Origin of the sequence: Acetobacter sp. DmW_136 (genome assembly GCF_008690365.1) — a bacterium.
Lineage (GTDB): Bacteria > Pseudomonadota > Alphaproteobacteria > Acetobacterales > Acetobacteraceae > Acetobacter > Acetobacter oryzifermentans.
Genome location: NZ_VHON01000043.1, coordinates 1 through 22,419, shown reverse-complemented (window position 1 = coordinate 22,419; position 22,419 = coordinate 1). Strand labels below are relative to the sequence as shown.

The 22,419-nt window shown below is 55.6% G+C and carries 21 protein-coding genes and 1 pseudogene; 6 read left to right on the top strand and 16 right to left on the bottom strand.

What is annotated here, in order from left to right; all coding sequences use genetic code 11:
• The 6 genes and pseudogenes from FKW31_RS13580 to FKW31_RS13555 form a co-directional block, all read right to left on the bottom strand.
• Positions 1-682, bottom strand: a pseudogene (locus FKW31_RS13580) (IS5 family transposase); the annotation flags it as partial.
• 228 nt (positions 683-910) lie between these two features.
• A complete protein-coding gene (locus tag FKW31_RS16735) occupies positions 911-1,168 on the bottom strand; it encodes a hypothetical protein (protein WP_408736356.1) in 258 nt (85 codons plus the stop codon).
• A 320-nt stretch (positions 1,169-1,488) separates the two neighbouring features.
• Entirely contained in the window at positions 1,489-2,268 is a 780-nt protein-coding gene (locus FKW31_RS13570; protein WP_089179615.1) for an aldolase, read from the bottom strand.
• Positions 2,269-2,412: 144 nt separating this feature from the next.
• On the bottom strand, positions 2,413-3,309 hold the full coding sequence (locus FKW31_RS13565; RefSeq protein ID WP_150178804.1) for a dihydrodipicolinate synthase family protein: 897 nt from the start codon (positions 3,307-3,309) through the stop codon (positions 2,413-2,415).
• Between the two features lie 154 nt (positions 3,310-3,463).
• Entirely contained in the window at positions 3,464-3,928 is a 465-nt protein-coding gene (locus tag FKW31_RS13560) for a nuclear transport factor 2 family protein (RefSeq protein ID WP_150178803.1), read from the bottom strand.
• A 73-nt stretch (positions 3,929-4,001) separates the two neighbouring features.
• Positions 4,002-5,468, bottom strand: a complete 1,467-nt coding sequence (locus FKW31_RS13555; RefSeq protein WP_150178802.1) for a PLP-dependent aminotransferase family protein — start codon at positions 5,466-5,468, stop codon at positions 4,002-4,004.
• Between the two features lie 171 nt (positions 5,469-5,639).
• On the opposite strand from FKW31_RS13555, the gene FKW31_RS13550 reads away from it, so the two are divergent.
• From FKW31_RS13550 to FKW31_RS13535, 4 genes are all read left to right on the top strand, one after another.
• The gene (locus FKW31_RS13550) at positions 5,640-7,625 is read left to right on the top strand and encodes a DUF2849 domain-containing protein (protein ID WP_150178801.1); all 1,986 of its coding nucleotides are present in this window, start codon (positions 5,640-5,642) and stop codon (positions 7,623-7,625) included.
• On the top strand, positions 7,612-8,088 hold the full coding sequence (locus tag FKW31_RS13545) for a DUF934 domain-containing protein (RefSeq protein ID WP_150178800.1): 477 nt from the start codon (positions 7,612-7,614) through the stop codon (positions 8,086-8,088). The genes FKW31_RS13550 and FKW31_RS13545 overlap by 14 nt, the downstream gene beginning before the upstream one ends.
• Positions 8,089-8,147: 59 nt before the next feature.
• The gene (locus FKW31_RS13540; RefSeq protein ID WP_150178799.1) at positions 8,148-8,888 is read left to right on the top strand and encodes a type 1 glutamine amidotransferase; all 741 of its coding nucleotides are present in this window, start codon (positions 8,148-8,150) and stop codon (positions 8,886-8,888) included.
• Positions 8,889-9,320: 432 nt separating this feature from the next.
• A complete protein-coding gene (locus FKW31_RS13535) occupies positions 9,321-10,523 on the top strand; it encodes an MFS transporter (RefSeq protein WP_238332852.1) in 1,203 nt (400 codons plus the stop codon).
• A 14-nt stretch (positions 10,524-10,537) separates the two neighbouring features.
• Here FKW31_RS13535 and FKW31_RS13530 read toward each other — a convergent pair whose 3' ends face one another.
• The 10 genes from FKW31_RS13530 to FKW31_RS13485 form a co-directional block, all read right to left on the bottom strand.
• Positions 10,538-12,331 carry an AMP-binding protein gene (locus FKW31_RS13530; protein ID WP_150178798.1) on the bottom strand — a complete coding sequence of 598 codons (1,794 nt, stop codon included), beginning with the start codon at positions 12,329-12,331 and terminating at the stop codon, positions 10,538-10,540.
• Positions 12,332-12,346: 15 nt separating this feature from the next.
• Complete coding sequence (locus FKW31_RS13525; RefSeq protein WP_150178797.1) at positions 12,347-13,594, bottom strand: MSMEG_0569 family flavin-dependent oxidoreductase; 1,248 nt, start codon at positions 13,592-13,594, stop codon at positions 12,347-12,349.
• Between the two features lie 16 nt (positions 13,595-13,610).
• Positions 13,611-13,898: an MSMEG_0570 family nitrogen starvation response protein gene (locus tag FKW31_RS13520; RefSeq protein WP_150178796.1), complete on the bottom strand. Its 288-nt coding sequence runs from the start codon at positions 13,896-13,898 to the stop codon at positions 13,611-13,613.
• Positions 13,899-13,900: 2 nt separating this feature from the next.
• Complete coding sequence (locus tag FKW31_RS13515) at positions 13,901-15,064, bottom strand: MSMEG_0565 family glycosyltransferase (RefSeq protein ID WP_150178795.1); 1,164 nt, start codon at positions 15,062-15,064, stop codon at positions 13,901-13,903.
• Positions 15,061-16,035 carry a sll0787 family AIR synthase-like protein gene (locus FKW31_RS13510; protein ID WP_193562083.1) on the bottom strand — a complete coding sequence of 325 codons (975 nt, stop codon included), beginning with the start codon at positions 16,033-16,035 and terminating at the stop codon, positions 15,061-15,063. Before FKW31_RS13510 ends, FKW31_RS13515 begins: the two co-directional genes overlap by 4 nt.
• Positions 16,032-16,595 carry an MSMEG_0567/Sll0786 family nitrogen starvation N-acetyltransferase gene (locus tag FKW31_RS13505; protein ID WP_089179627.1) on the bottom strand — a complete coding sequence of 188 codons (564 nt, stop codon included), beginning with the start codon at positions 16,593-16,595 and terminating at the stop codon, positions 16,032-16,034. The genes FKW31_RS13510 and FKW31_RS13505 overlap by 4 nt, the downstream gene beginning before the upstream one ends.
• Positions 16,592-17,701 (bottom strand): MSMEG_0568 family radical SAM protein, encoded by a 1,110-nt coding sequence (locus tag FKW31_RS13500; protein ID WP_089179628.1) that lies wholly within the window; start codon positions 17,699-17,701, stop codon positions 16,592-16,594. The genes FKW31_RS13505 and FKW31_RS13500 overlap by 4 nt, the downstream gene beginning before the upstream one ends.
• Positions 17,698-18,681 carry a Nit6803 family nitrilase gene (locus tag FKW31_RS13495; RefSeq protein ID WP_150178793.1) on the bottom strand — a complete coding sequence of 328 codons (984 nt, stop codon included), beginning with the start codon at positions 18,679-18,681 and terminating at the stop codon, positions 17,698-17,700. Before FKW31_RS13495 ends, FKW31_RS13500 begins: the two co-directional genes overlap by 4 nt.
• Before the next feature lie 23 nt (positions 18,682-18,704).
• Positions 18,705-19,187 (bottom strand): MSMEG_0572/Sll0783 family nitrogen starvation response protein, encoded by a 483-nt coding sequence (locus tag FKW31_RS13490; RefSeq protein ID WP_086613587.1) that lies wholly within the window; start codon positions 19,185-19,187, stop codon positions 18,705-18,707.
• Positions 19,188-19,526: 339 nt separating this feature from the next.
• Positions 19,527-20,930 carry a PLP-dependent aminotransferase family protein gene (locus FKW31_RS13485; protein WP_089179630.1) on the bottom strand — a complete coding sequence of 468 codons (1,404 nt, stop codon included), beginning with the start codon at positions 20,928-20,930 and terminating at the stop codon, positions 19,527-19,529.
• A 254-nt stretch (positions 20,931-21,184) separates the two neighbouring features.
• On the opposite strand from FKW31_RS13485, the gene FKW31_RS16465 reads away from it, so the two are divergent.
• Positions 21,185-21,589, top strand: coding sequence for a transposase (locus tag FKW31_RS16465; protein WP_238332851.1), 405 nt, complete (start codon positions 21,185-21,187; stop codon positions 21,587-21,589).
• Between the two features lie 141 nt (positions 21,590-21,730).
• Entirely contained in the window at positions 21,731-22,108 is a 378-nt protein-coding gene (locus tag FKW31_RS13475) for an IS5 family transposase (protein WP_164076298.1), read from the top strand.
• Positions 22,109-22,419 lie beyond the last annotated feature (311 nt).

Genomic DNA, 22,419 nt, shown 5'->3' with positions numbered 1-22,419 from the left:
CCCAGTCTTTGGCGAGCCGCCTGCAGCGACCGAGCCAGGCGAATGTTCGTTCGACCACCCAGCGGCGAGGCAGGATTTCAAAGCCCTTGGTTGTGTCTGATCGCCTGATGATTTCGACCGTCCATTTTCCCATGCTGGCGAGCACGGATCTCAGTTTATTACCGGCATAGCCGCCATCGGCGAAGACGTGGCGAAGCCATGGAAAATGTTTGCGTATTGCCGCCAGGACATCGACAGCCCCGTCACGATCCTGAATGTCAGCGGCATGAAGAAGGAGGAAGATCAGGAAGCCTCAGGTATCCGTCAGAATATGGCGCTTGCGACCTTTGACCTTCTTTCCAGCGTCATAACCGGAAATTCCCCCGCTTTCCGTGGTTTTCACCGACTGGCTATCAATCACGCCCGTGCTCGGGGAGGCCTCATGCCCTTCGATCTCCCGAAGGTTCATGACCAGTACCGTGTTCATCGCTTCGAACAGTCCGGCATCAGGCCATGCGTAAAAGTAGCGCCTGACGGTCAGGAACGGTGGAAAGCATTTCGGCAGCAGACGCCACGCACACCCACCCGAGGCGACATAGAGTATCGCGTTTACAACCTGCGTATATCCGCCGTGCGAGGCCGTCCGCCCCGTTTCGCCGGGGGGCACGAACGGCATAATCAAAGCCCACCCGGCATCCCTCATATCCGGTGGATATCGCAATCCCTCCCGGCTATGTTCGTGTCGGGCAATACCAGTCTATGCCACCAATCACTCCATCCCTTTGCAAAGACGGATGAATCACAACATGCTGGTATTGTTCAAAAACTTTTGGATCAGGCTCTTAAAAAAGAGCCAATCCGACTTCCTTACTTCAACCTTAGCAACGTCCGATCAATAATTGAAGACTGGTGGTCGAGCACGCGGACACCCCTACGCAAACCATTGTCCGCAGTGATGCGACCCGAGACTGGTCTGATGGACTCTACCTGCCAGATCAGAGAGATTGAGCAGCGGATTGTGAGAATCATCGCAGAAATAGGAGAGTTCACTACCAAAGCAGAACTTCTCTATTCCATTCCTTAGCTCGACCAGGCTCTTTACAAAGACCGAAACCATATCGAGCGATGCTTCAATCGCCTCAAACATTTTCGTCGTTTCGCAACGCGCTACGATCGCAGAACCATCCATTTTACAGGCTTCATCTATCTTGCAGCAGCCATGATCTGGATCGCATGAATGTCGATTAGCCCTAATCAAACTATATACGACCATTATGACAATCGGAACAGAAAATACTCCCCCGCATAGCCAAAAGAGACGGTACCAAGACCCAACAAAGCAACACAAAAGAACATACCCATTTATTTAATCCTTTTTCATTTAACAACTACAGAAAACATGTCCTCTTCCCCGCGTTAAAACATTTACATTCAAATAAATCAGTATTTTTTAACAACGGGGAATTTTACAAACAATCGCGTCTGTTTATTGACAGAATAATTGTAAACTCACGCGGAAAACTGGGAACACCTGTCAACTTGCCTCGACCAGTAGTCAAAGGTTGCATTAACGATTGAGGTCTTCAGAAGATAATCATGCGCTTCGCGGGCCAGTTTATCGTCCACGGGCGTCACTGGTCCAAAAACCTGTGCCCGAATTTGCATTCTGGCTGCGCGCTCAAGATACACAGCAAGATAGGTTGCTTCCTGCACCGACCGTCCTGCTGTCAGAAATCCATGATGTGCAAGAATAATTGACTTCTTGTTCCCAAGCGCTCTTGAAATAATAACGCCTTCCTGATCAGCAATAGGGACGCCAGGCCATTCTCCCAGGAACGCGCAATCGTCATACAGAGGCGTCATATCCATCTGTGCAACGACGAGAGGCTGTCGTGCCGCCGCCAGTGCAGACACCCATGGTGCATGCGTATGAATCAATGACATAACGTCAGGGCGAGCATCATAAACCCACAGATGGAAACGGGTTGCAGGGTTGGCCATCCCCTCGCCTGTCAGCGTATGGAGATCTCGATCCACCTCAATAAAATCGTCGGGAGTTGCTTCGTCAAACCCCAGGCCAAACCGAAGAGTCCAATACGCACCCGGACGATCAGAGCGCATGCTGATCTGCCCAGCCAGACCGGCCTCCTGCCCTGTCATGGCAAGAATTCTACAGGCATAAGAAAGTATTTCTTTCGGGGTTTTCTGACCAGGCTTCAGATGAACAGCCATTTCTTTGGTAGCACGATCATCAAAGTAAGACTTCTCCCGTAAATTCAATTCTTCCATATTATGTCTCGCAGTATTCATTTGATGAGATGAACTTCGCTTGCTATCAGAAGCGAAAGCTGCCAGTCTTAGCGGCAAAGTGAACGGTCTTACGCCTGTGATATGTCTGTCTCATACCCAACCACGGGACCGTTCATTGAGGGATCAGTCCATTCCATGCACAGAAATGGCTTTTTCAAGAATGCCACGATCAAGATCGCTGATCTCGAGCATAGGCAGCGGCAGATTGTGCCTGTCGGTTAGTCCAAGCTCGAAAGCCACCGCACATATCGGGCGTAGACTACCGCCATATTTGCGAGACATCTCCCAAAATGGCTCGAATTTTTGCGAGACTACGGCCACTTTCTGATCGTCCCCTGTCAGAGCCGCCTCTGCCAGTTCCTTCGCTTTACGCGGAAAAATTCCACCCCATTCAGAATACCAGATTTTTGCACCCGCCCGGAGTGCAGCCGCAGCCGTCTCATCACCGCTCACACCTACGACCGTCGTAGCCGGAAGAACCTTGATCAGCCGCTGAAGGCGCTCCTGAGCCTTCTGACGAGTTGGCCATCCACTAGGAATTTTCACAGAGCCGATACGAGGCAAAACGCAAATACGTGCATACAAATCATCAGAAAATTCAAACCGGCTGATACCAGGGGAATCATAGAGAATGACCGGAACAGAGACGTTTTCACTGACAGTTTTGTAAAGCGTAAAAACTTCTTCCTCTCTGAGACCGTGGTAAGCAACAACCGGCAGCAACAGGGCACTGACCCCAGCATTCTGCAATCCGTCGCTCAGCGAGAGCACATCGCGTGTCCGGAATGCGCCAATACTGGCAACGACAGGCGTACCTTGGGCGGCATCCACCGCGACACGCGCAAACCGGACCCGCTCGTCACGTGTAAGATATGGATAGTTGCCGGTGGAGCCTTGCACTCCAATCGAATCTACGCCCGCATCAACCAGACGAGTAATTAAGCGCTCAAACCCCGTCTGATCGACACCTTTTTCGTTCATGGGCGTTATCGGGAATGCGCTGACGCCAGTAAAGTTCATGATTGCATGGCTTCCAATAGAAAATTCTCTAAAGAAAGCAACACAGAAACTGGCGACTTTAAAGCTCCGGTTTTGAAAAACTATCTAGGCCGGTTTTCAACACGTCGCCGTCTCGATTTAAGTAAGAAGGGCTCGGCATCATACGGGACACCTGTCAAAGTCCCAGTGCCGAGAGGCCTGGATGATCATCAGGCCGCCGGTTACCCTCCCAATGGAAAAGGCGTTCTTCCGATCTGATTACCTCATCGTTTATGGAAGCGAAGCGTGAGCGCATCAGGCCTGCTTCATCAAACTCCCAATTTTCATTCCCATGTGACCTGAACCAGTTACCCTCAGTATTATGCCATTCATATACAAAACGTACGGCAATCCGATTGTCTCGAAATGCCCAGACTTCCTTGATCAAACGATAATCAAGCTCGACAGTCCATTTCCGCTTTAGAAAAGCGACAATCTCATCATGACCGTGAATAAATTCAGCCCTGTTGCGCCAAAAACTATCCGCAGTGTAAGCCTTCGCAACTTTAGCAATATCTTGGCTGTTCCAGGCATCTTCTGCCAGCCTTGCCTTCAACGCAGCAGTATTATCGTCAAATGGTGGAAATGGTGGGCGTATCATCAAAGACTTCCTTTCCTGATGTTGATCGTCGGTTGTCTGCCCGACGATCAACTCAACGGGCTGATGAAACTCTTCAGGTTATCTGCAGCTCCGCACAATCGGAGGAGGAAAGAGAAGAGCGCAATATCGTGAGAGTCTTGTGGATTTCATCTTCGTTCAGATGAGCATAACCAAAACGCAAACAGTTAAGCTCAAGTTTACCGTCGAGAGAGAAACGCTCTCCACTTGCGATACGCAAGCCTTCGCCTTCAGCAGCTTTCGCCCATACCCGCACATCAATGCGGTTATCGACACGGAGCCAAACGGCCAAGCCACCAGCAGGAACCGTAAACTCTATTAAATTTCCAAAATATTTCCGAACTTCGTCGATAAAAAAATCACGGCGCGTGGCATAGATCCGACGGGCTTTTCGCGCGTGCCGCGCCAGTAGTCCACTTGTAATCATATGAGCCAGAGCCTGTTCCAGAGGCACATCTCCCTGGCGGTCAACAATTTCACGCAAATGGACCATACGATTCAGAATGTCCGGCGCAGCGATCACATAACCGAGCCGCAAGGCTGGCGCAGTCAGCTTGGAGAGAGAACCGATGTGAATCAGGCGTTGGTCGGGTCTAGCACGTGCGGCAAGAGGTAGCACGGGATGGCTGTCAAAACGGTATTCATGATCGTAGTCATCCTCGATGATAACCAGATCATGCCGCCGAGCGATTTCCAGCAATTTCAGGCGTCTTCCCGCCCCTAGTGTTACGGTGGTGGGATATTGATGATGTGGCGTCACATAGACGGCTTTGATACTTCCGTCACGTTTTATCAGACGCTCCAGATAGTCGACGTCAATGCCATCTTCATCAACGGGTATGCCTACCGTACGGGCGCCAGCCGCCCTGAAACAAGCCCACGCAAAAGGATAGCCCGGATTTTCAACTGCGATGCTATCTCCGGTCCGTAGCACCACGGATGCCGCAAGGAAAAGCGCCATCTGACTGCCATGCGTGATCAAAAGATCATCGGCTGAGACTGAAAGTCCGCGTGCATTAAGAAATTCGTTCGCCAGAGCCGCTCTCAACTCGCTCGAACCACGCGGATCCGCGTAATCATCAGAAGAGAGGAAAAGAGAGGATGTCAGAACGCTTCGAAACGCCCGTGCCAACTCGTTTCGCGGCATAATCCTGGGATCTGGCGTACCATCCGAGACCCGCAAAACCTGCGTCTTCATAGTCCTCGATGGAATGTTCTTCTTCACAGGGGTCTGTTTTTGAGCGGGGATCGCGTCTGCAACAGGGAGGTCGTCCGCGACAAATGTTCCCTGTGACGAACGGGCAATGAGCCATCCCTGCATCGTCAGTTCATGATAGGCCGCATCAACGGTGTTACGATGCACCCCCAGAGTTCGCGACAATGCGCGAGTTCCAGGAAGGATCTGTCCGGGCTTCAGCCGCCCTCGCTCGATTTCCCGAATAATGGACTCGGCCAGGTCGAGATAGACGGCTCTCGTCGGATCGCCAATCAGCTCAATGGTGAATTCATGCCGTGCAGACAAACCGGCCTACCTTACTTTCCAAAACCGGCCCTCTATAGCGGGCCACTCTTAGGCTATAATCCTCTCCTCAGGGAAGCTGCAAGACTTCTCATTGCTTTGAAAGCTTGTCCAAAAAAAACCGCGCGACCTCTGATTGGATAATGGGAGCATGGCCGGGCGAAAGGCAGCAGGATGACAGGACACTATGTGACGGCTAGCCGACTGAACGACGGAACCGTTGTCTGGTTGACGACCCAACTGACATGGTCGGAGCAGTTCGAAGCCGCTGGCTGTTTTGAGAGTGAGGCATTTCCTGCAGCGTTGCAGACCGCGGAAGACGCCCAGGCGGCGCGTGAGGTCATAGATGTGCACGCGGCACCCGCTCCCCTCACCTATCGTGAACAGATCCGGGCCTTTGGTCCCAGTGTTCGGGATGATCTGGGCACGCAGAGTCAACACATGCCCAGGCCCGTCCCTCTCCCCTCTCCGCCTGTATCGGGTCACCAGCCGGATTTTGCGGGAATTTACCGCTACGATGATTATGATCGTGATCATCTGCGCGTGCGCGTGGCTGTCTTCCGCGAACAGGTCGAACGTCGCTTGGGCGGCGCATTGAGTGAGGATGAATTCAAGCCACTCCGGCTGATGAATGGCGTCTATCTTCAGCTACACGGCTATATGCTGCGCATAGCATTGCCTTATGGAGTGTTGAGTTCCGGACAACTCCGACAGCTTGCCTATATTGCCCGTCATTTCGATCGAGGCTACGGGCATTTCACGACCCGACAGAATATGCAGTTCAACTGGATCCGTCTGGAAGATACGCCCGATATTCTTGATGTTCTGGCGAAGGCCGACATGCATTCCATCCAGACCAGTGGCAATTGCGTGCGCAATGTTACAGCCGATCATTTTGCGGGCGCAGCGGCGGAAGAAGTCGTGGATCCGCGACTCTATGCGGAAATATTACGGCAATGGTCAACGGATCATCCTGAGTTCACCTATCTGCCACGCAAGTTCAAAATCGCCATTACCGGGGGACCCATTGATCGGGCCGCGATCCGTTTCCATGATATTGGTATTCAAGCGCTCCGGAACGCCGATGGAGAAGCTGGATTTTCTCTCTATGCGGGAGGTGGGCTAGGCCGGACACCCGCTATCGGCGTCAAATTACGGGACTGGCTGCCGGTACGGGATCTGCTCCGCTACGTCGAAGCCGTCCTGCGCACCTATAATGCACTGGGTCGCAGGGACAATATGTATAAAGCCCGGATCAAAATTCTGATCAAGGACATGAAACCTGAGAATTTTGTCCAGATGATCGAGCACGAACTGGCCGGAATGCCGACCGATTATAACGTGCTCGGTCCTGAGATCATCACTGCTTTACAGGCCCGTTTCACTGAACCCCCGTTTGAAACACTTATGGATGGTTCCGGTGACCTGAAACGTCAGGCGAACAGCGATCCTGCCTTTTCCAACTGGCTTGCGTCCAACACACATCCACACAGGAAAGCAGGCTACATCAGCGCCGTAATCTCCCTCAAGGCTCCCGGCGGCATTCCGGGTGATATTAGTGGCGACGAAATGGAGCGTGTCGCGGATCTTGCCGATCGTTATTCCTTCGGTGAAATCCGCGTGACCCATCAGCAGAACCTGGTTCTACCGCATGTCCGCCAGATTGATCTGCTCGATCTGTGGCAAAACCTCGTAGCAGCGGGATTGGGTACCGGAAACATCGGTTACCTGACGGATATCATTTCCTGCCCAGGCCTCGATTATTGCAGCCTGGCGACATCACGGTCCATTCCGGTCGCACAACGCATCGCCCGTCATTTTGCAGAAAACGGCTTGGAACGGGAACTGGGACAACTGGACCTGAATGTCTCGGGCTGCATCAACGCCTGCGGCCACCATCACGTGGGACATATTGGCCTGCAGGGCGTGGACAAAGCTGGGCAGGAATTTTACCAGATCACGTTGGGGGGCAATGCGGGAGATCAGGCCTCCGTCGGAAGTATTATCGGTCCAGCGGTATCTTCCGAAAATATCGTCAATGCCGTCGATGCCATCGTGAAGACCTATCTGGCGCACCGTGTTTCTGATGAACGCTTCATAGATACATTGAAGAGGGTTGGCACGACACCCTTCAAGGAGGCCGCATATGCCCCTCGTTGACCAGAATGGGCGACCTGTTCGTGAAACCTGGCAGGCCACTGATATTCCTCCAGCGACCGGACACAATCTTCTGCTTCCTTTTCAGGTTGCCCGAGACATGTCTCCGACAGAACTGACCAGAATTGCTCCCATAGGATTACGTGTCGACGGCAACACCGCCTTTGACCAGATCGTGCCCATACTCGCCTATGTCGGCATGGTTGTTATCTCTTTCCCCAGCTTCAGGGATGGTCGTGGTTTCACACTGGCCACCACGCTTCGCCGACACGGTTTTTCAGGAGAACTCCGCGCCAGCGGGTCTATCCTGCCAGATCAGCTCGCAGCCCTGCGCCAGTGCGGTTTCTCGTCAATCGAGACACCGCCAGCTCATCCGCCTGCACAATGGCAGGCAGCAGCATCGTCGTTTTCCGAAGCCAGACCTCTCCTCAAACATCTTCTAGCACAGCAGAGCAGCGTGAAATGACCCCCTCCAGATCCAGACCATCACGCGCACCGGCGTGCATCCCCTGACAGGACTGATCAATGAACATACACTTTGTCATCCATGAATCCTTCGAAGCACCCGGCGCATTCGAAACCTGGGCGCACAAACATGGTTACCAGGTTACCTATTCCCGTTCTTACCTGCATGACACTCTTCCTCAGACAACGAATAATATCGATCTGCTCATCGTTATGGGCGGACCCCAGTCGCCCGCCACAACACAGGATGAATGTTCCCACTTCGACGCGGCAGCCGAACGCACTCTGATCAGCCAATGTATTACAGCAGGCAAAGCTGTCGTCGGTGTTTGCCTCGGATCGCAACTGATCGGAGAAGCTCTGGGCGCAGATTACGCCCACAGTCCAGAACCGGAAATTGGAAAATTTCCGATCACCTTAACAGAGAATGGGCGTCTTAATCATAAGTTTTCTGGATTTGGTTCTACTCTTGAGGTTGGACATTGGCATAATGACATGCCAGGCCTTACCCCGGAGGCTACTGTCATTGCCTATAGTGCTGGATGCCCAAGGCAGATTGTCGAATATAGCTCTCTTGTCTATGGTTTTCAGTGCCATATGGAATTGACACCGGAAGTCGTTGAATTACTGATTGCAGCCTCTGAAAACGAACTAAAAGCCATGCGTGACCGACGTTTCGTGCAGCAACCAGCTGCTTTACGTGCCAATCACTATGATGACATGAATCAAAAACTCTTCGGTTTTCTGGATAAACTCATTGAAGAGTATCAGATTTCAGAAAAACGAGCTTTACGGCATTGAAACATCGGTAAGATGACATACTAACACAGGACGACATTGCGTGCTTCGCACCTGATCTCGTTCAAACATTCCAGAGGAATCTTGCGATCATTGATGAGCGTATACGAGGCTGAAAGCATTTCTGAGGCTACGTCCCTACGGCCTGATGACACTTGCGATTTTTAGACAAAATCACAACAGAATACGTGCGTGCCTTCCTCTCCTTCATTCGCTCCAAGAATATGCGCTCCAGATTGGTTTTCATTTTCACGGGTTTTCAACAGGAATGAGGGGGATTTTGAAAGTGCAATCCGCGTCGGACGGGTCATCGTCCCATGCCACAAAACTACTATTGGTCAGATACGCAGTGAGTGGCGAGCCCTATAGATCAAGGCAATACGTCGCACTACGCAGATATATGACAGACCTTCTTTTTTCCATGGGGTGTATAGGGTGACTGCTTCTACGACACGATCTTCTCCATCCAGCACTATTTTTACTGTGCTGGGAGCGATCAGTTTCTGTCATTTCCTCAATGACACGATGCAATCCCTGTTGCCGGCAATTTACCCGCTTCTCAAAGGTGGTTTTCAATTAAGTTTTGGACAGATCGGGCTCTTGACCTTAGCCTATCAGATCACGGCCTCATTATTACAGCCTTTGATTGGTCTCTACAGCGACAAGCGTTCCCATCCTCTGTTTCTGCCCTGCGGCATGGGCTTCACCTTGCTGGGACTTCTAACGCTTGCATTCGCATCAACCTATCCGGTTCTCCTGATGGGGGCCGCCCTTCTGGGCACAGGCTCTTCAATTTTTCATCCGGAATCATCGCGTATCGCCCGTCTTGCGTCTGGCGGCGCGCATGGGCTGGCTCAATCTTTGTTCCAGGTCGGAGGCAATCTTGGAACAGCGACGGGGCCACTGCTGGCCGCTTTTATCGTCATGCCTCATGGGCGACGGAGCCTGGCGTGGTTTGCGCTTGTGGCATTGGGTGGCATGGCGCTTCTGTCAGGACTGGGACGATGGCGTGAGAACGCCGGTCGTATAATGTCCAGAAAAACAGCAGAGAAGACAGATATTTTACCTCTTCCCAAGCGTAAAATCGTGCAGGCGCTCTGCGTGCTGATCGCTCTCGTTTTCTCGAAATATTTCTATCTTTCCAGTATCACAAGCTATTACACGTTTTATCTCATGCATCATTTCCATCTGACCGTGGCACTAGCGCAAACGTATCTCTTCATTTTTCTGGCAGCGGCTGCGACAGGAACAATCGTAGGCGGCCCTGTGGGAGACCGTATCGGTCGACGGCGTGTCATCTGGGGTTCGATACTGGGTGTGCTACCTTTTACGCTCATGCTGCCTTACGCTGGTTTGAACATGACGGTTCTTCTCAGCATCATTATTGGCCTCATCTTGTCGTCCGCATTTTCAGCAATCGTGGTTTACGCACAGGAGCTACTCCCCGGACGTATTGGGATGGTATCGGGAATTTTCTTTGGTTTATCGTTCGGTATGGGTGGCTTGGGGGCAGCAATGCTGGGAATACTCGCCGATCATACCAGCATCGAGTACGTCTACCGTATCTGTGCCTTCTTGCCCGCAATCGGTATTCTGACAATTCTTTTACCCGAGTTGCACCCCCAAAAGTGCTTTTGAAAAGATATCAGAGATTATGTTACCATCTCATCAGATTTGCGTGCTGTCAGATGTTTCCGTCTGATTTTTCCTGATATAGTCGTCGGCAAACGTCGAACTAAATGCACTTCCCGAAGTCCGATCCACCGACCGAAGACTTGATGAACCTGTGCGATGATGTCTTCAGAAGAAGGGCTAGAGGTAGTTTCGGATACAGGCACTACGTAGGCGACAGGCCGCTGCCCTCTCAGTCCATCGGGCATTGCCACCACGGCACACGCATGAACAGCAGGATGGGTGGCGATGATCTTTTCGATCTGTACGCCCGAAATCCTCCGGCCTGCGACCTTGATGACATCATCGGACCGTCCGAGCATATGCACCGCGCGATTATCCTCGATTACGCCTTCATCGAAGGTGCGGTAATACCTGCCCGTTTCATCAAGATAGGCCGCAGGAACATGGATTTCTCTGTCTCTCCAGACACCCGCCAGACAACCGGGCGGCAACGGCAGGGGCAGGACGATCTCGCCGCACCGTTCACCCGGCATGGACGACACTATGGTCGGACGGAATCCTGGCGCAGGCCGTCCGATATCATTCATGAGCGAGACCGGCTCACGCTCGGGCAGGCCGAAGAAATGGGCGGTGATGCTCCACCCGGTTTCGGTCTGCCACCAGTGATTGACCACTGGTTTGCGAAAATAGGATCGCGCCCAGTCCAGCAAGGTTGGGTCCGCATACTCCCCGGCCACGAATATGCGCTCCAGCGCGGGCAGTATCGCCCCTGACAGATAACGGCTTTCCTGCCGCATCAACCGCATCTGGGTGGGTGTCGTGAACAGACATTTCACCTCGTGCTCATGACTGAGCGTGTGAATGGCGGAAGCAGATGCGCCACCTTCCACGATTACGCTGGTGCAGCCGCTGATCAGAGGGGCGTAGACGCCGTAGGAGTGACCGACAACCCAGCCCAGATCTGATGTCGTAAAGAAGGTGTCACCGGGTTTGCAGCCGTAGATCAAATCCATGGATAAGGCGAGGGCCACAGCATGACCGCTATTGTCACGCACAATGCCTTTCGCATGACCCGTCGTTCCGGATGTATGAAGAATATACAGGGGATCTTCGGAGCGCAGTATGACCGGCTCTGCTGGCGCGGACTGCTCCAGCATGTGGAAATCATGATCGCACACCGGCAGAAGTGAGGCCGGACAGGCTTTGCGCTGCACGATCACGCAGGCCTGTGGTCTATGCGTCGCTTTGTCCAACGCCTCATTCAGGACAGGTGCAGATGGGATTGCCGTCTGCCCCTGAAAGCTACAACTGGCGGTGATGATGACTTTGGGGGCCACATCATCAATCCGGCGCGCCAGTTCCGGCCCCGCATAACCGGCAAAAACCACCACATGCACCGCCCCGATCCGCGCACAGGCAAGCATTGCGATGGCTGTTTCGATCATGGTGGGCATAACGATCAGGACACGGTCGCCTTTTTCCACGCCGAGCGAGCGTAGGCCGCCAGCAAAACCGGCCACCCTGCCCTGTAGTTCCCGGTAAGTCACCACCTGCCGTTCCCTGGTGGCGCAGGAATGCCAGATTAATACTGCCTGCCCGCCGCGACCATTTTCAACATGCCGATCCACGGCATTGTGGCAGGTGTTGAGCGTAGCGTCAGGAAACCAGTCATGCCAGCCATCCGCCCGTGTCCTGCATGCGGCCACTGGCGGCTGCTTCCATGTCACGCGCTGTGCCGCAGCCAGCCAGAACTGCTCTGGCCGATTTAGCGCCGCATCATACATCGCCTCGTATGTCGTCCATGGAAGCATGGTATTTTACTCCGTTCAGGCTACGGGCACGTCTTTGCCGGTGATCTGGCTGGCCAGCCACGCGGCGTCACGCGAGACACCGGAAAACCGTCCCGATCCCCATGTGTGCAGCCACGGCAGGCCGAGGAAGTAGAATCCTGGCGCGTCGGTTACGCCGCGATGCCAGACCGGTTTGTTGGCCCCGTTGAAGACCGGAACGTCGATCCAGCGATAGTTCGGGCGGAAGCCAATGCACCAGACGATCGAGGTGATGCCTGCGGCTTTCAGGTCCAGCGGGGTGTTGCTGCCATCAGGCTCCCACACAGGTGCATAAGGGGCTTCGGTTGGGGCCGTGATCCCTTCGCGGGCGATGTAGGCGTCAATGGATTTCTTGATGTCGGCATTGGTTTTGTCAGCATCATCAAGGTTTTCCGCAAGATCTGGTGCGAAGTGCGCCACTTCATCGCGGATTGTCTCCAGCGTGCCATGCAGGCCCACGCCCTCCTTGGCAAAGAGCCGCAGATCAAGATCATGGCCTCCATTTCGGCCGGTGACATAATGATTGGTTTTGTCGCGTGCGCCGTCACGCAAGGGATGATTGTCCACCGTAAGATCGTAGAAGTGCATGTCCGCAAGCCAGTCCACGACATCGCGGCCACGGTAGAAGCGCGAGACACGCGGGGCGGAGCCGACACAGAGATGAACCTTGCGTTTTTCAAGAAACAGATCCTCGACGATCTGCGCACCGGACTGACCGCTGCCCACGACCAGAACCGCGCCGTCCGGAAGCTGCGCGGCATTGCGATAATCCTGCGAGTGGACCTGATGGATGGTGGGATCGATGGCACTCGCATAGCCGGGGATAACCGCGTCCTGATACGCTCCCGATGCAATGACCACATGCTTTGCGTGCCATGTCTCTCCAGCAGCCACCACACGGTACCCGCCGCCTTCATGGCGCGTGATGGAGGTGACAGCCGTGTGTTCGTGCAGCGGTGGGTTGAACGAGTTAACAAAGCCCTTCACGTATTCGATGATTTCCTGTTTCACCATGAATCCGTGAGGATCGTTCCCTTTGTAGGGATGACCTGGGAGTTCGCACTGCCAGTTCGGTGTGACCAGGCAAAAATTGTCCCAGCGTTCATCGTCCCACGAATGGCAGGCCGTCTTTGCCTCAAAGACAATGTGCTCCACCTTCTCGCGGCAAAGATACCAGCTCATGGAGAGCCCGGCCTGTCCGCCACCCACGATAATGACGGGAATGCTTTTTTCGTTCTGTGTCATGGTCGTTCTTTTCGTCTCAATAACTGAAAGACAGGATACGCACCTGCGCATCGGGTCGATTGAGGAAGGGCTTACCGGCCTGTCGAATGGCGTGCAGCTGACCAAGGGCGCGGCTGCACGGGAAGCCGTAGCGCGCACGAACCCGCTCACTGGCTTCCGTCAAGGCCGTGTCCGCCTTTTCAAGAAACTCCCGGACCGGATAATCCTGATCGGGCGTGAAGTGGTCCCTTATGACCAGCGAGGGGGAGTAACAGTCGGTCTCCTTCCCATCGGGCCAGCGCACACGAAAGGTCATTTCGGGCATGATTACAAAACTCCTGAAGCAGGGACGCCAACGTGCGGCAGCGCCGCGAGACGCCGGTATGCGGAGAGGTGCCGACTGGCGACGCGGCGCCAGTCGAAACGGCGGGCCGTTGCGGGGCCGCTGACCTGGAAACGGGCCGGACTCCGGACGCCCAGAGCGTCGCGCAACGCGCAGACAAGTGTCTCGGGACGCTCGGGCTGGCACCAGAATGCCTCGAGAGTATGAAGATGCTCCGTGAAAGGTGGTGTGGCCGGCACCACCACGGGAATTCCGCAAGCCAGAGCTTCGAGCGGGCACAGGCCGAAGCCTTCGGTCTTTGAGGGATAGGCCAGGACCGAAGACTGCCGGTAGAATGCCGGCATATCCTCATCCGCAACTGCTCCCGTGACGGTCACTGCATCCGCAAGGCCACTCCCTCGCACCCGCTCATCGAAGAGACAGCGATAGTCGGAATGGTCCAGCAGGGATGCTCCCCCGGCTATCACAAGATGCAGATCCGACTGCTCCCGATACAGCATCTCAAAAGCCTCAAGGAGAACAAGCGTATTTTTGCGACGCTCGATCCCGCCAACCGACAGCACGAGACGTGCGTTCCGTGGAAGCCCATACCGGGCGCGAAGTTCCTGATCGCGCAGACCGGGCTCCGGAAAAAACCTTGTCAGATCGACACCATTCCCCACCACAGGCGCATGCTGCCCGTACTCGGTGCGTAACGTGTCCTCCCAGAGCTGACTGACCGTGAAAAGTTCCGTCGCAGCCGTCAGACCCCGTGTCTGGCGGGCTGCGACACCGGGGTGGGAGAAACGGTCCAGATGATGGACCGTGCGGGCAAAGCCCGGTATCCGCCCCTCTTCCACCAGATCGGCCAGCGCATTGGCGCTGATCGGGTCCTGCGCATGCAGCACGTCAAAATGCTGCCCGCGCAGTGCGTCTCTGATCTCGCCAATGCGACGCTCCACCAGTGTTGGCAGATCAGGTACAGACACGGCCGGGATGCAGCGTGTGGCGCAGCGGGGCGTACGGAAGAAACCGGCTCCTGTCACGTCCGGCGCGATCAGCATTGCGTCATGGCCCGCGTCACACAGAGCTTCCGCCAGCGCCATGCCGTGCACCACACCGCCGCGCGGATTGGTTGAATGGGTCAGGATTCCAATGGACAGACTCATGGCGCAAATCCCATGAGTGGCGTCCGGGCGAGATCCCAGAAGGTCTCTTTCTCGTCCGCCCATGTGACATCAAGCCGCTGCGTGCTGTCACACTGACCGATGACAGAGGCTGCAATATCACGCCCACGAAATCGGGCCATGATCGCCTCAGCATCTTCGGGGCGCGCCGTGAGCAGGTAGCCATAGCTCGGGAATGCGGAGAGCCAGCGCTCCATCGGCGCGTCATCAGGGCGCGGAATGTCATCGAGCGTGATCGTCATGCCCACGCCCGAACATTCGGCCAGCATGAGAGCAGTGCCCAACAATCCGGCCATACTAATGTCCTTGGCAGCACGGCTCAGCCCATCCTCGGCTATTGCGGGCAGCAGTTCCATGTCACCCTGCAGACGTGCCGCATGGTCGGTGCCGCACAACGCGGAACTGGCGTCCCAGAACGGGTGCGGGTCATGCCAGCGGCCGCGCAGGTCGATGGCGGCGATCAGAACCTCGCCTGGCCGGGCGTCGAAGCTGGTCAGCAAGTGACTGGCACGACCGAGGATCGCCACCGACAGCGAATTGTGGGTACTGCGCATGTTGATATGGCCGCCGACAACAGGTACGCCATAGGTGCGTGCCCCGTCATGCAGGCCCGTCAGGATGGACGCGGCCACCTCGGACGTATCGCTCCACAACGCATCCACCACGGCCACGGGACGGCCTCCCATGGCCACGATATCGCTGACATTGACCATCACGCCGCAATACCCGGCAAACCACGGCATTGAGCGGACAAAGCTGTCCTGAAATCCCTCGCTGGCCAGCAGGAGATAGCCGTCACCGTCCGGAAGCGCGGCACAGTCATCGCCAAGACGGATGGCGTCAGGATCTGCCGGTTTCAGGATCGCTGCAGCTTCAGCAATATCCTGTTTGCCCGCAAGGGCGCGACCATGGCGGAGCGTGCGCAGCAGTGTGGCAAGTTGATGTGCCATCACACCACCTGCCGTATCCGGGGCTGCGGACGTAGCAGCCAAGTCTGATCCTGACCGTGTGCCGGATAGCGCGAAAGATCGGCCTCCATGTCATGATGTGGCAGGCCATGCAGCGTGATGACGCCGAGACTCTTCCAGTGCAGGCGGCGGAAAAACAGCACATTCTGTTCCTGCACCTGGGCCAGAAACCGGGTGGCCCCAAGTTCATGCGCCGTGCTGACTGCCATACGGATGAGTTCCGCTCCGATCCGCCCCAGCTTGCGGTGATCAGCATGCACAGCCAGGCGGGAACCGCGCCAGATGCCGGGTTCAGCTTCATGAATGCGCACCGCTCCCACAACCCGATCCGGCATCCCCGCCAGGCAGCAGGCCGCGATGATGGGAATGGCAACTGCGTCAGTTGCATCCCGGTCGTCGTCCGCGAATACCTGCTGTTCGGTGCAGAACACTTCGCGGCGCAGAGCATGATAACCGGCGCGTTCCCACGGCGTGCGGGCAAGACGCACAACATATTCCGTGGGGATAAACGGCCGGTCTTCCATGCCTTCGAGGATCGTGCTCATTGTTCGTATGCCGAGAGCGAGGAACAAGCACCACACCGGCCACACCCGGCCCGGATATCGGTGGATTTCATGTTTGCCTCGCGCAGCATCCGGCCCAGTGGCGCCAACACGGATTTCATGAACTCGGCTGAAGGCGGCGCGTGATTTTCCAGCGGTGTGCCGGAAATGGGCACGAACGGCACTACGAAGGGATAGACCCCGATCGCAATCAGGCGTTCAGCCAAAGCCAGAATGTCTTTAGCACTGTCGCCAAGACCCGCGAGAATGTAGGTATTGACCTGTCCACGCCCGAAGATCGGCACTGCACTGGCGAAAGCGTCCATATAGCGATCAACGCTGACCGTGGCCTTGCCAGGCATGATCTTCTCCCGCACCGCCTGTGTTGCGGCTTCAAGATGCATGCCCAGGCTGTCGGCTCCTGCGTCGCGCAAACGCTGGAACCAGACGTGATCACGTGGCGGCTCGCACTGAACCTGAAGTGGCAGATTTACCGCCTCCCTGATGGCACGGGTCGACTCCGCCAGCACCGCAGCACCCCGATCAATTACGTTGGGCGTGCCCGTTGTCAGCACCATATCTCGCACGCCGTCGAGTTCCACGGCGGCCTTGGCAACTTCGGCAAGCTGCGCGGGTGTCTTGTAGGCAATGGTGCGGTCGGCCTCCAGCGACTGGCCGATAGCGCAGAACTGGCAGGAGGTGCGCCGGTCGGCATAGCGGATGCAGGTCTGGTGCACCGTGGTCGCCAGCGTGTCACGGCCATGCAGAAGGGCGATCTTCCAGTAAGGAATGCCGTCCGCCGTGCTCAGGCCATAAAAGCGCGGAGCCCTCGGAAAATGGATTGTGCCCAGCGTCTGGCCATCACGCAGCAGCGTGCTTGTCCCACTCTGGTCAGGCGGACTGGCCTGAAACGGAGACCGTCGTGCACCAGATGTATAAACCGGGACCATGACGGTCTGACCCGCGATGGTGATCGTCTTGTGATCTGAAGGCCCGGCGCCCCCTTTGCGGGCGATACCCCCGGTCTGCTCACCGATCTGAAGCCCGAAAGATTGCAGGTCAGTGACGAGCTTGCGGCCGGAAAGCGTGCCGAGTATCGGAATAGTCATGACGCAACCTCGTCATTGGAGGGAGCAACCGGCCCAGTTGCTCCATGCTCACCAACATAATGCACCGTGCGTGCGGGCCGCCGGTCCTGCAGTAGGCTGAGCAATTCCGGGCGTGCGTAATGCCCCACGGAATCCATCATCCGCTTGCGCTTGGTGATCAGTGCAAAGTCGAGATCGGCAATCACCATCCCCTCACCTTCCGTCAGCGGCGTGCCCAGCAGCTTGCCTTCAGGTGAGACGATGGCCGTGAAGCATCCACCCCGCAGCGGTCCTTCCAGCGCGGGATCGCGCGCTATATCCCTGATCTGATTTTCCGTGAGCCAGCCTGTGGCGTTCACGACAAAGCAGCCGGATTCCAGCGCATGATGCCGGATGGTGACTTCCATCTGGTCGGCGAAGATCTGGCCTACCAGCGAGCCGGGGAATTGGGCGCAATGGATTTCCTCGTGCTGGGTCATCAGCGCGTAGCGGGCGAGCGGATTGTAATGCTCCCAGCAGGCCAGCGCCCCGATGCGCCCAGCAGCACTCTCAACAACTTTCAGCCCGGCACCATCGCCCTGCCCCCAGACCATGCGCTCATGGTAGGTGGGCGTGATCTTGCGGCGCTTGAGCAGGATCTCGCCTGTCGCATCAAAGATGATCTGCGTGTTGTAGAGCGTGCCGAAAGCGCGCTCGTTCACGCCCAGCACCACGACCATGCCGGTGTCGCGGGCGGCTTCAGCCACCATGTCGGTTACCGGGCCAGGGATAATGACAGCGCGCTCGTAGAGCTCCAGATGCTCTCCGCCGAAGCGGAAAGCAGGCTGGATAAATGAGAAATAGGGATAATAGGGCACGAAGGTTTCAGGAAAGACCGCCAGCTTCACGCCTTTTTCGGCGGCATCGCGGATGGCCTGACAGACTTTCCGGGCAGTCCCCAGACCATCGTCACCAAGGACGGGGCTGATCTGGATGGCAGCGGCGCGAACGATACGGGACATGGCGGCGGTCCTCCCTTCGGCCTTCAGAGAGTCCAGGTGTTGAGGATGAAAGCGTTGTCGCGACGAGCCAACAGGATGATGTCGAGCACGTCCTGCGGATTGATCGGCGTAATGCCGGGGATCAGATTCTGCTCGCCGTAGCCATAGAGAGCTTGAAGCGCGAAGCGGCAGGCATAAACCTTTCCGCCTTCTTCAAGGATTTTCGCGATCTGCTTGTTGCAGTTCATGTGCCCCGGAAAGGCCTCGTCACCCAGACGGGGAAAGCCACGCTGCACGCCAAGCGTCACACCCGGACCGTACAGCAGCACCGACGTCTCGAAGCCTTTGCGGATCAGACGTGTAGCCTGCAGAAGATTTACGAACCCAACCGATCCTTCATTGGCGACAGTATGGAAGGTGATAAGGGCTTTTTCGCCGGGTTTGGCTTTAACGTCCTCAAAGACCTTATTTTCATAGTTGACGAAGCAATCGCCATCTTTATGCGGAGCGTGTTCGACTTTCGGCATGGTATATCTCCCGTGTGCTGCGGTCTCCGACGAGAAGCCGAAGCTGACCGCTGTGCCGAAGCGAACGTGGCACGGGATGACGGGGAGACAAAATATTGTATGTCTGATCTATGCATGACAAACGACGCAAAGCGCATGACAGGCCTGTTTCCAGCCACGACAGATCCATACAAAAAATATTAACGGGCAGGACAATTGGGAATAAATTGAATACCACTTTGTTTTGTAAGGATATTTATTTCACGCATTCGTGAACAGAAAGCGATTTTGTTTTTTGGCCGCTCGCGAACAGCCTCTGGGAATCAGGCGATTCCGACCATTCCTGATCGTGCTGTCAGATCACACAATATCGGCAAAACCAGGGGAACGCTTGTGCTGCAGGACCGACAGCACCCCATGCAGGGATTCCTCAAGGCTTGCGGCGTCAGGTGCACTGCCCAGGGCGATCCGTGCGCGCTGCGGGGGCTCGCCGTTGATAGCAAAAACGGTGCTGGGCACCAGCGCCAGCCCCCGCCTGCGGGCATAGGCCACGAAATCCGCACTCCCCCACCAGTCCGGCAGTTTCAGCCAGACATGCGGTCCGTTAGGATTCATGCAGTGCCCCTCTCCGAGAATCTTGCGGGCAATGGACTGGCGCAGGCGCAGTTCTTTTTGGATGGCATGGAGGATCGTATGCGCCTGCTCGGTCTGCATCCATCGCGCCGTCAGCGCGCTGAGCAGACCGGCATTGGTGAGCGCAATCGCCCGGATCGCCGCCGTAACACGTCGGGTCATGTCCGTGTTGGGCAGGGCGACATACGCCGTGCGCAGGCCCGGACTGAGCGTTTTGGCAAGAGTCGCCACGTAACTGACACGACTATGATCAAGGGCCGCCAGCGCAGGCAGCGGATTGTCCATGAGAAGACTGTAAGGGTCGTCCTCAGCAATATGCAGATGATGGCGCTGGGCAACCTTCAGGATATCCTTGCGTCTTTGCAGAGACATCATGGCCGTGGTGGGATTGTGGATGGTCGGGATGCAGTAGAGCATCCGGGGATGATGTTCGGCGCAGACCCGATCCAACTGGTCCGGCATCATGCCTTCCATATCGCTGTCCACACCCACCAGAATGAGATCGAACTGCGCGGCAATGGTCCGGATGCCCGGATAGGCGATGCGGTCGGTGACAATGACATCACCCGGTTGCGTGTGGGTACTGACAATCGCAGCCAGAGCACTCTGGGCACCCGGCGAGACAAGGATTTCATCTGTGCGCCGCTGCCCGATGACGGGTGCGATCCATTTCGCGCCAAGTTGGCGTTCTTCCAGTGTACCGCCCGTTACCCGATAGGACATCAGACTGTTCAGGTCCTGCTGCTTGAGGATGGTCGTAATGTCGCTCTGGATAATGCGCTGAAGGGGCGGGTCCTGCGGGATGGGCGGCAGGTTCATGGTCAGGTCAACTACGGCCGGCCCCGTATGACGCCAGTGACTTTCTCCCGCGCCGACACGGACAAAGGTGCCCCGGCCGACCGTCGCATCAATCAGGCCGCGCCGCCGCGCCTCGGTAAACGCCCGGGTCACGGTCGTCAGATTGGCGTCAAGATACTCTGCGATTGTTCGCTGTGGAGGCAGCCTGTCTCCTTCCCTCAGCTCACCCTTGCGGATGGAAAGTGCCAGAGCATCCGCGATCGTCAGATAAATGGCGTTCGGACTCCGTTCGATCTCTTCTTTCCAATGGGCCAGATAGGGGTATGCGGACATGAAGTGAGACTTCCATACAATGGTAAGAGTTATATTTGAACATAATCCGCACAATCAACGCAATCATGCCCAAACCAGACCACTCCACTGAATGGTCTGCTGTTGTATAAATGCCGTTCGTTCAACGGCACATGTTCCCTGCATCCACGACGTTGTCGGCCGCCTCACGCACGCTGAAGGCAAGCAAGAACCAAAGGTGCAAATTGAACCGCCCCGGGTTTACCGGAGAGTAAAACACTCAAAGGATGAGCCCTATGACGAACCAGAAATTCACCCCTGCCTATCCTGCTGAACTTCGAGAACGCGGAGTTCGGCTTTTTCGAGAGCACCGAGGTGACTATGCCAGCGACAATGCGGCTTACAAGGCGATTGCACCGAAGCTTGGTTGTTCTCCGGACAGCCTGCGTGCCTGGTGCCAGCAGGCCGAACGTGACGCCGGCCAGCGCGGCGGGCTGACGAGCGCTGAGAAGGACCTGAACTCAAAGATCCGTCGTGCTGTGCGCACCCGCGGCCATTTCCCCAGTGAAGAGGCCGCAGCAAAATTGATTTACCTGGCGCTCAATGCTACCTCAGCAGAGTGGAAGCCCTCAGTGCGCGAATGGTACGCTGTCAGATGCCAGCTCGCTATCATGTTCGATGATCGTTTCCCAATGGCCTGAAAAAATGGCACCGCACAAAATTCTACACAGTCTCGGCAACACATCTCAAGGCGCACCGGACATCGGTATCCCTGCTCGAAAAGGGGCTTTTCCCCGCCATATCGGACGGACAAAAGCGGTCTGAACTCAAAACTTCATGCTGTGTGCGATGATCAGGGCCGGCCTGTCCGTTTACATCTGACTGCGGGACAGATCGGTGACTTCAGAGGCGCAGACGTGCTTCTGGCAGATCTCCCCGACGAAACAGAAGAAATCATCGGGGACAGAGGCTATGACAGTAACCGTATCAGGTTATCGCTTGCAGAACGCAATATCACTGCCTGTATTCCCCCGAAAAAGAACCGAAAATTAAAGCCGCCTTACAACTGGCATTTGTATAAAACACGCCATCTGATCGAAAACATGTTCGCAAAGCTGAAAGACTGGCGGCGTGTTGCAACCAGATACGACCGCTGCGCTCATACATTCATGTCTGCAATTCACATCGCAGCAAGCTTCATCTTCTATCTCAAAAAATGAGTCCTGAGCCTAAGAGATGGTGCCTCTTTCTCTCGCTCAAATAAAGCAGCACCAACTCACAGAGATGTCGTTAGGCACCCCAAAAGGGCGGCAACTATTTGGGCCCATTTTGGGCCCACCATGATGTGATATCTAGTTGTATCCAGTGACAATCAGTGATATTAAATACCATGTTATCAACAAGTTAATCTGAAAAAACCAGCTATTTAGCCACCACTTATCGCCCTTTCACGGCGGCAACACGGGTTCGAATCCCGTACGGGACGCCAAGTTTTTCAAGGACTTGCAGCAGGTTAATCTGAAAATCGTTG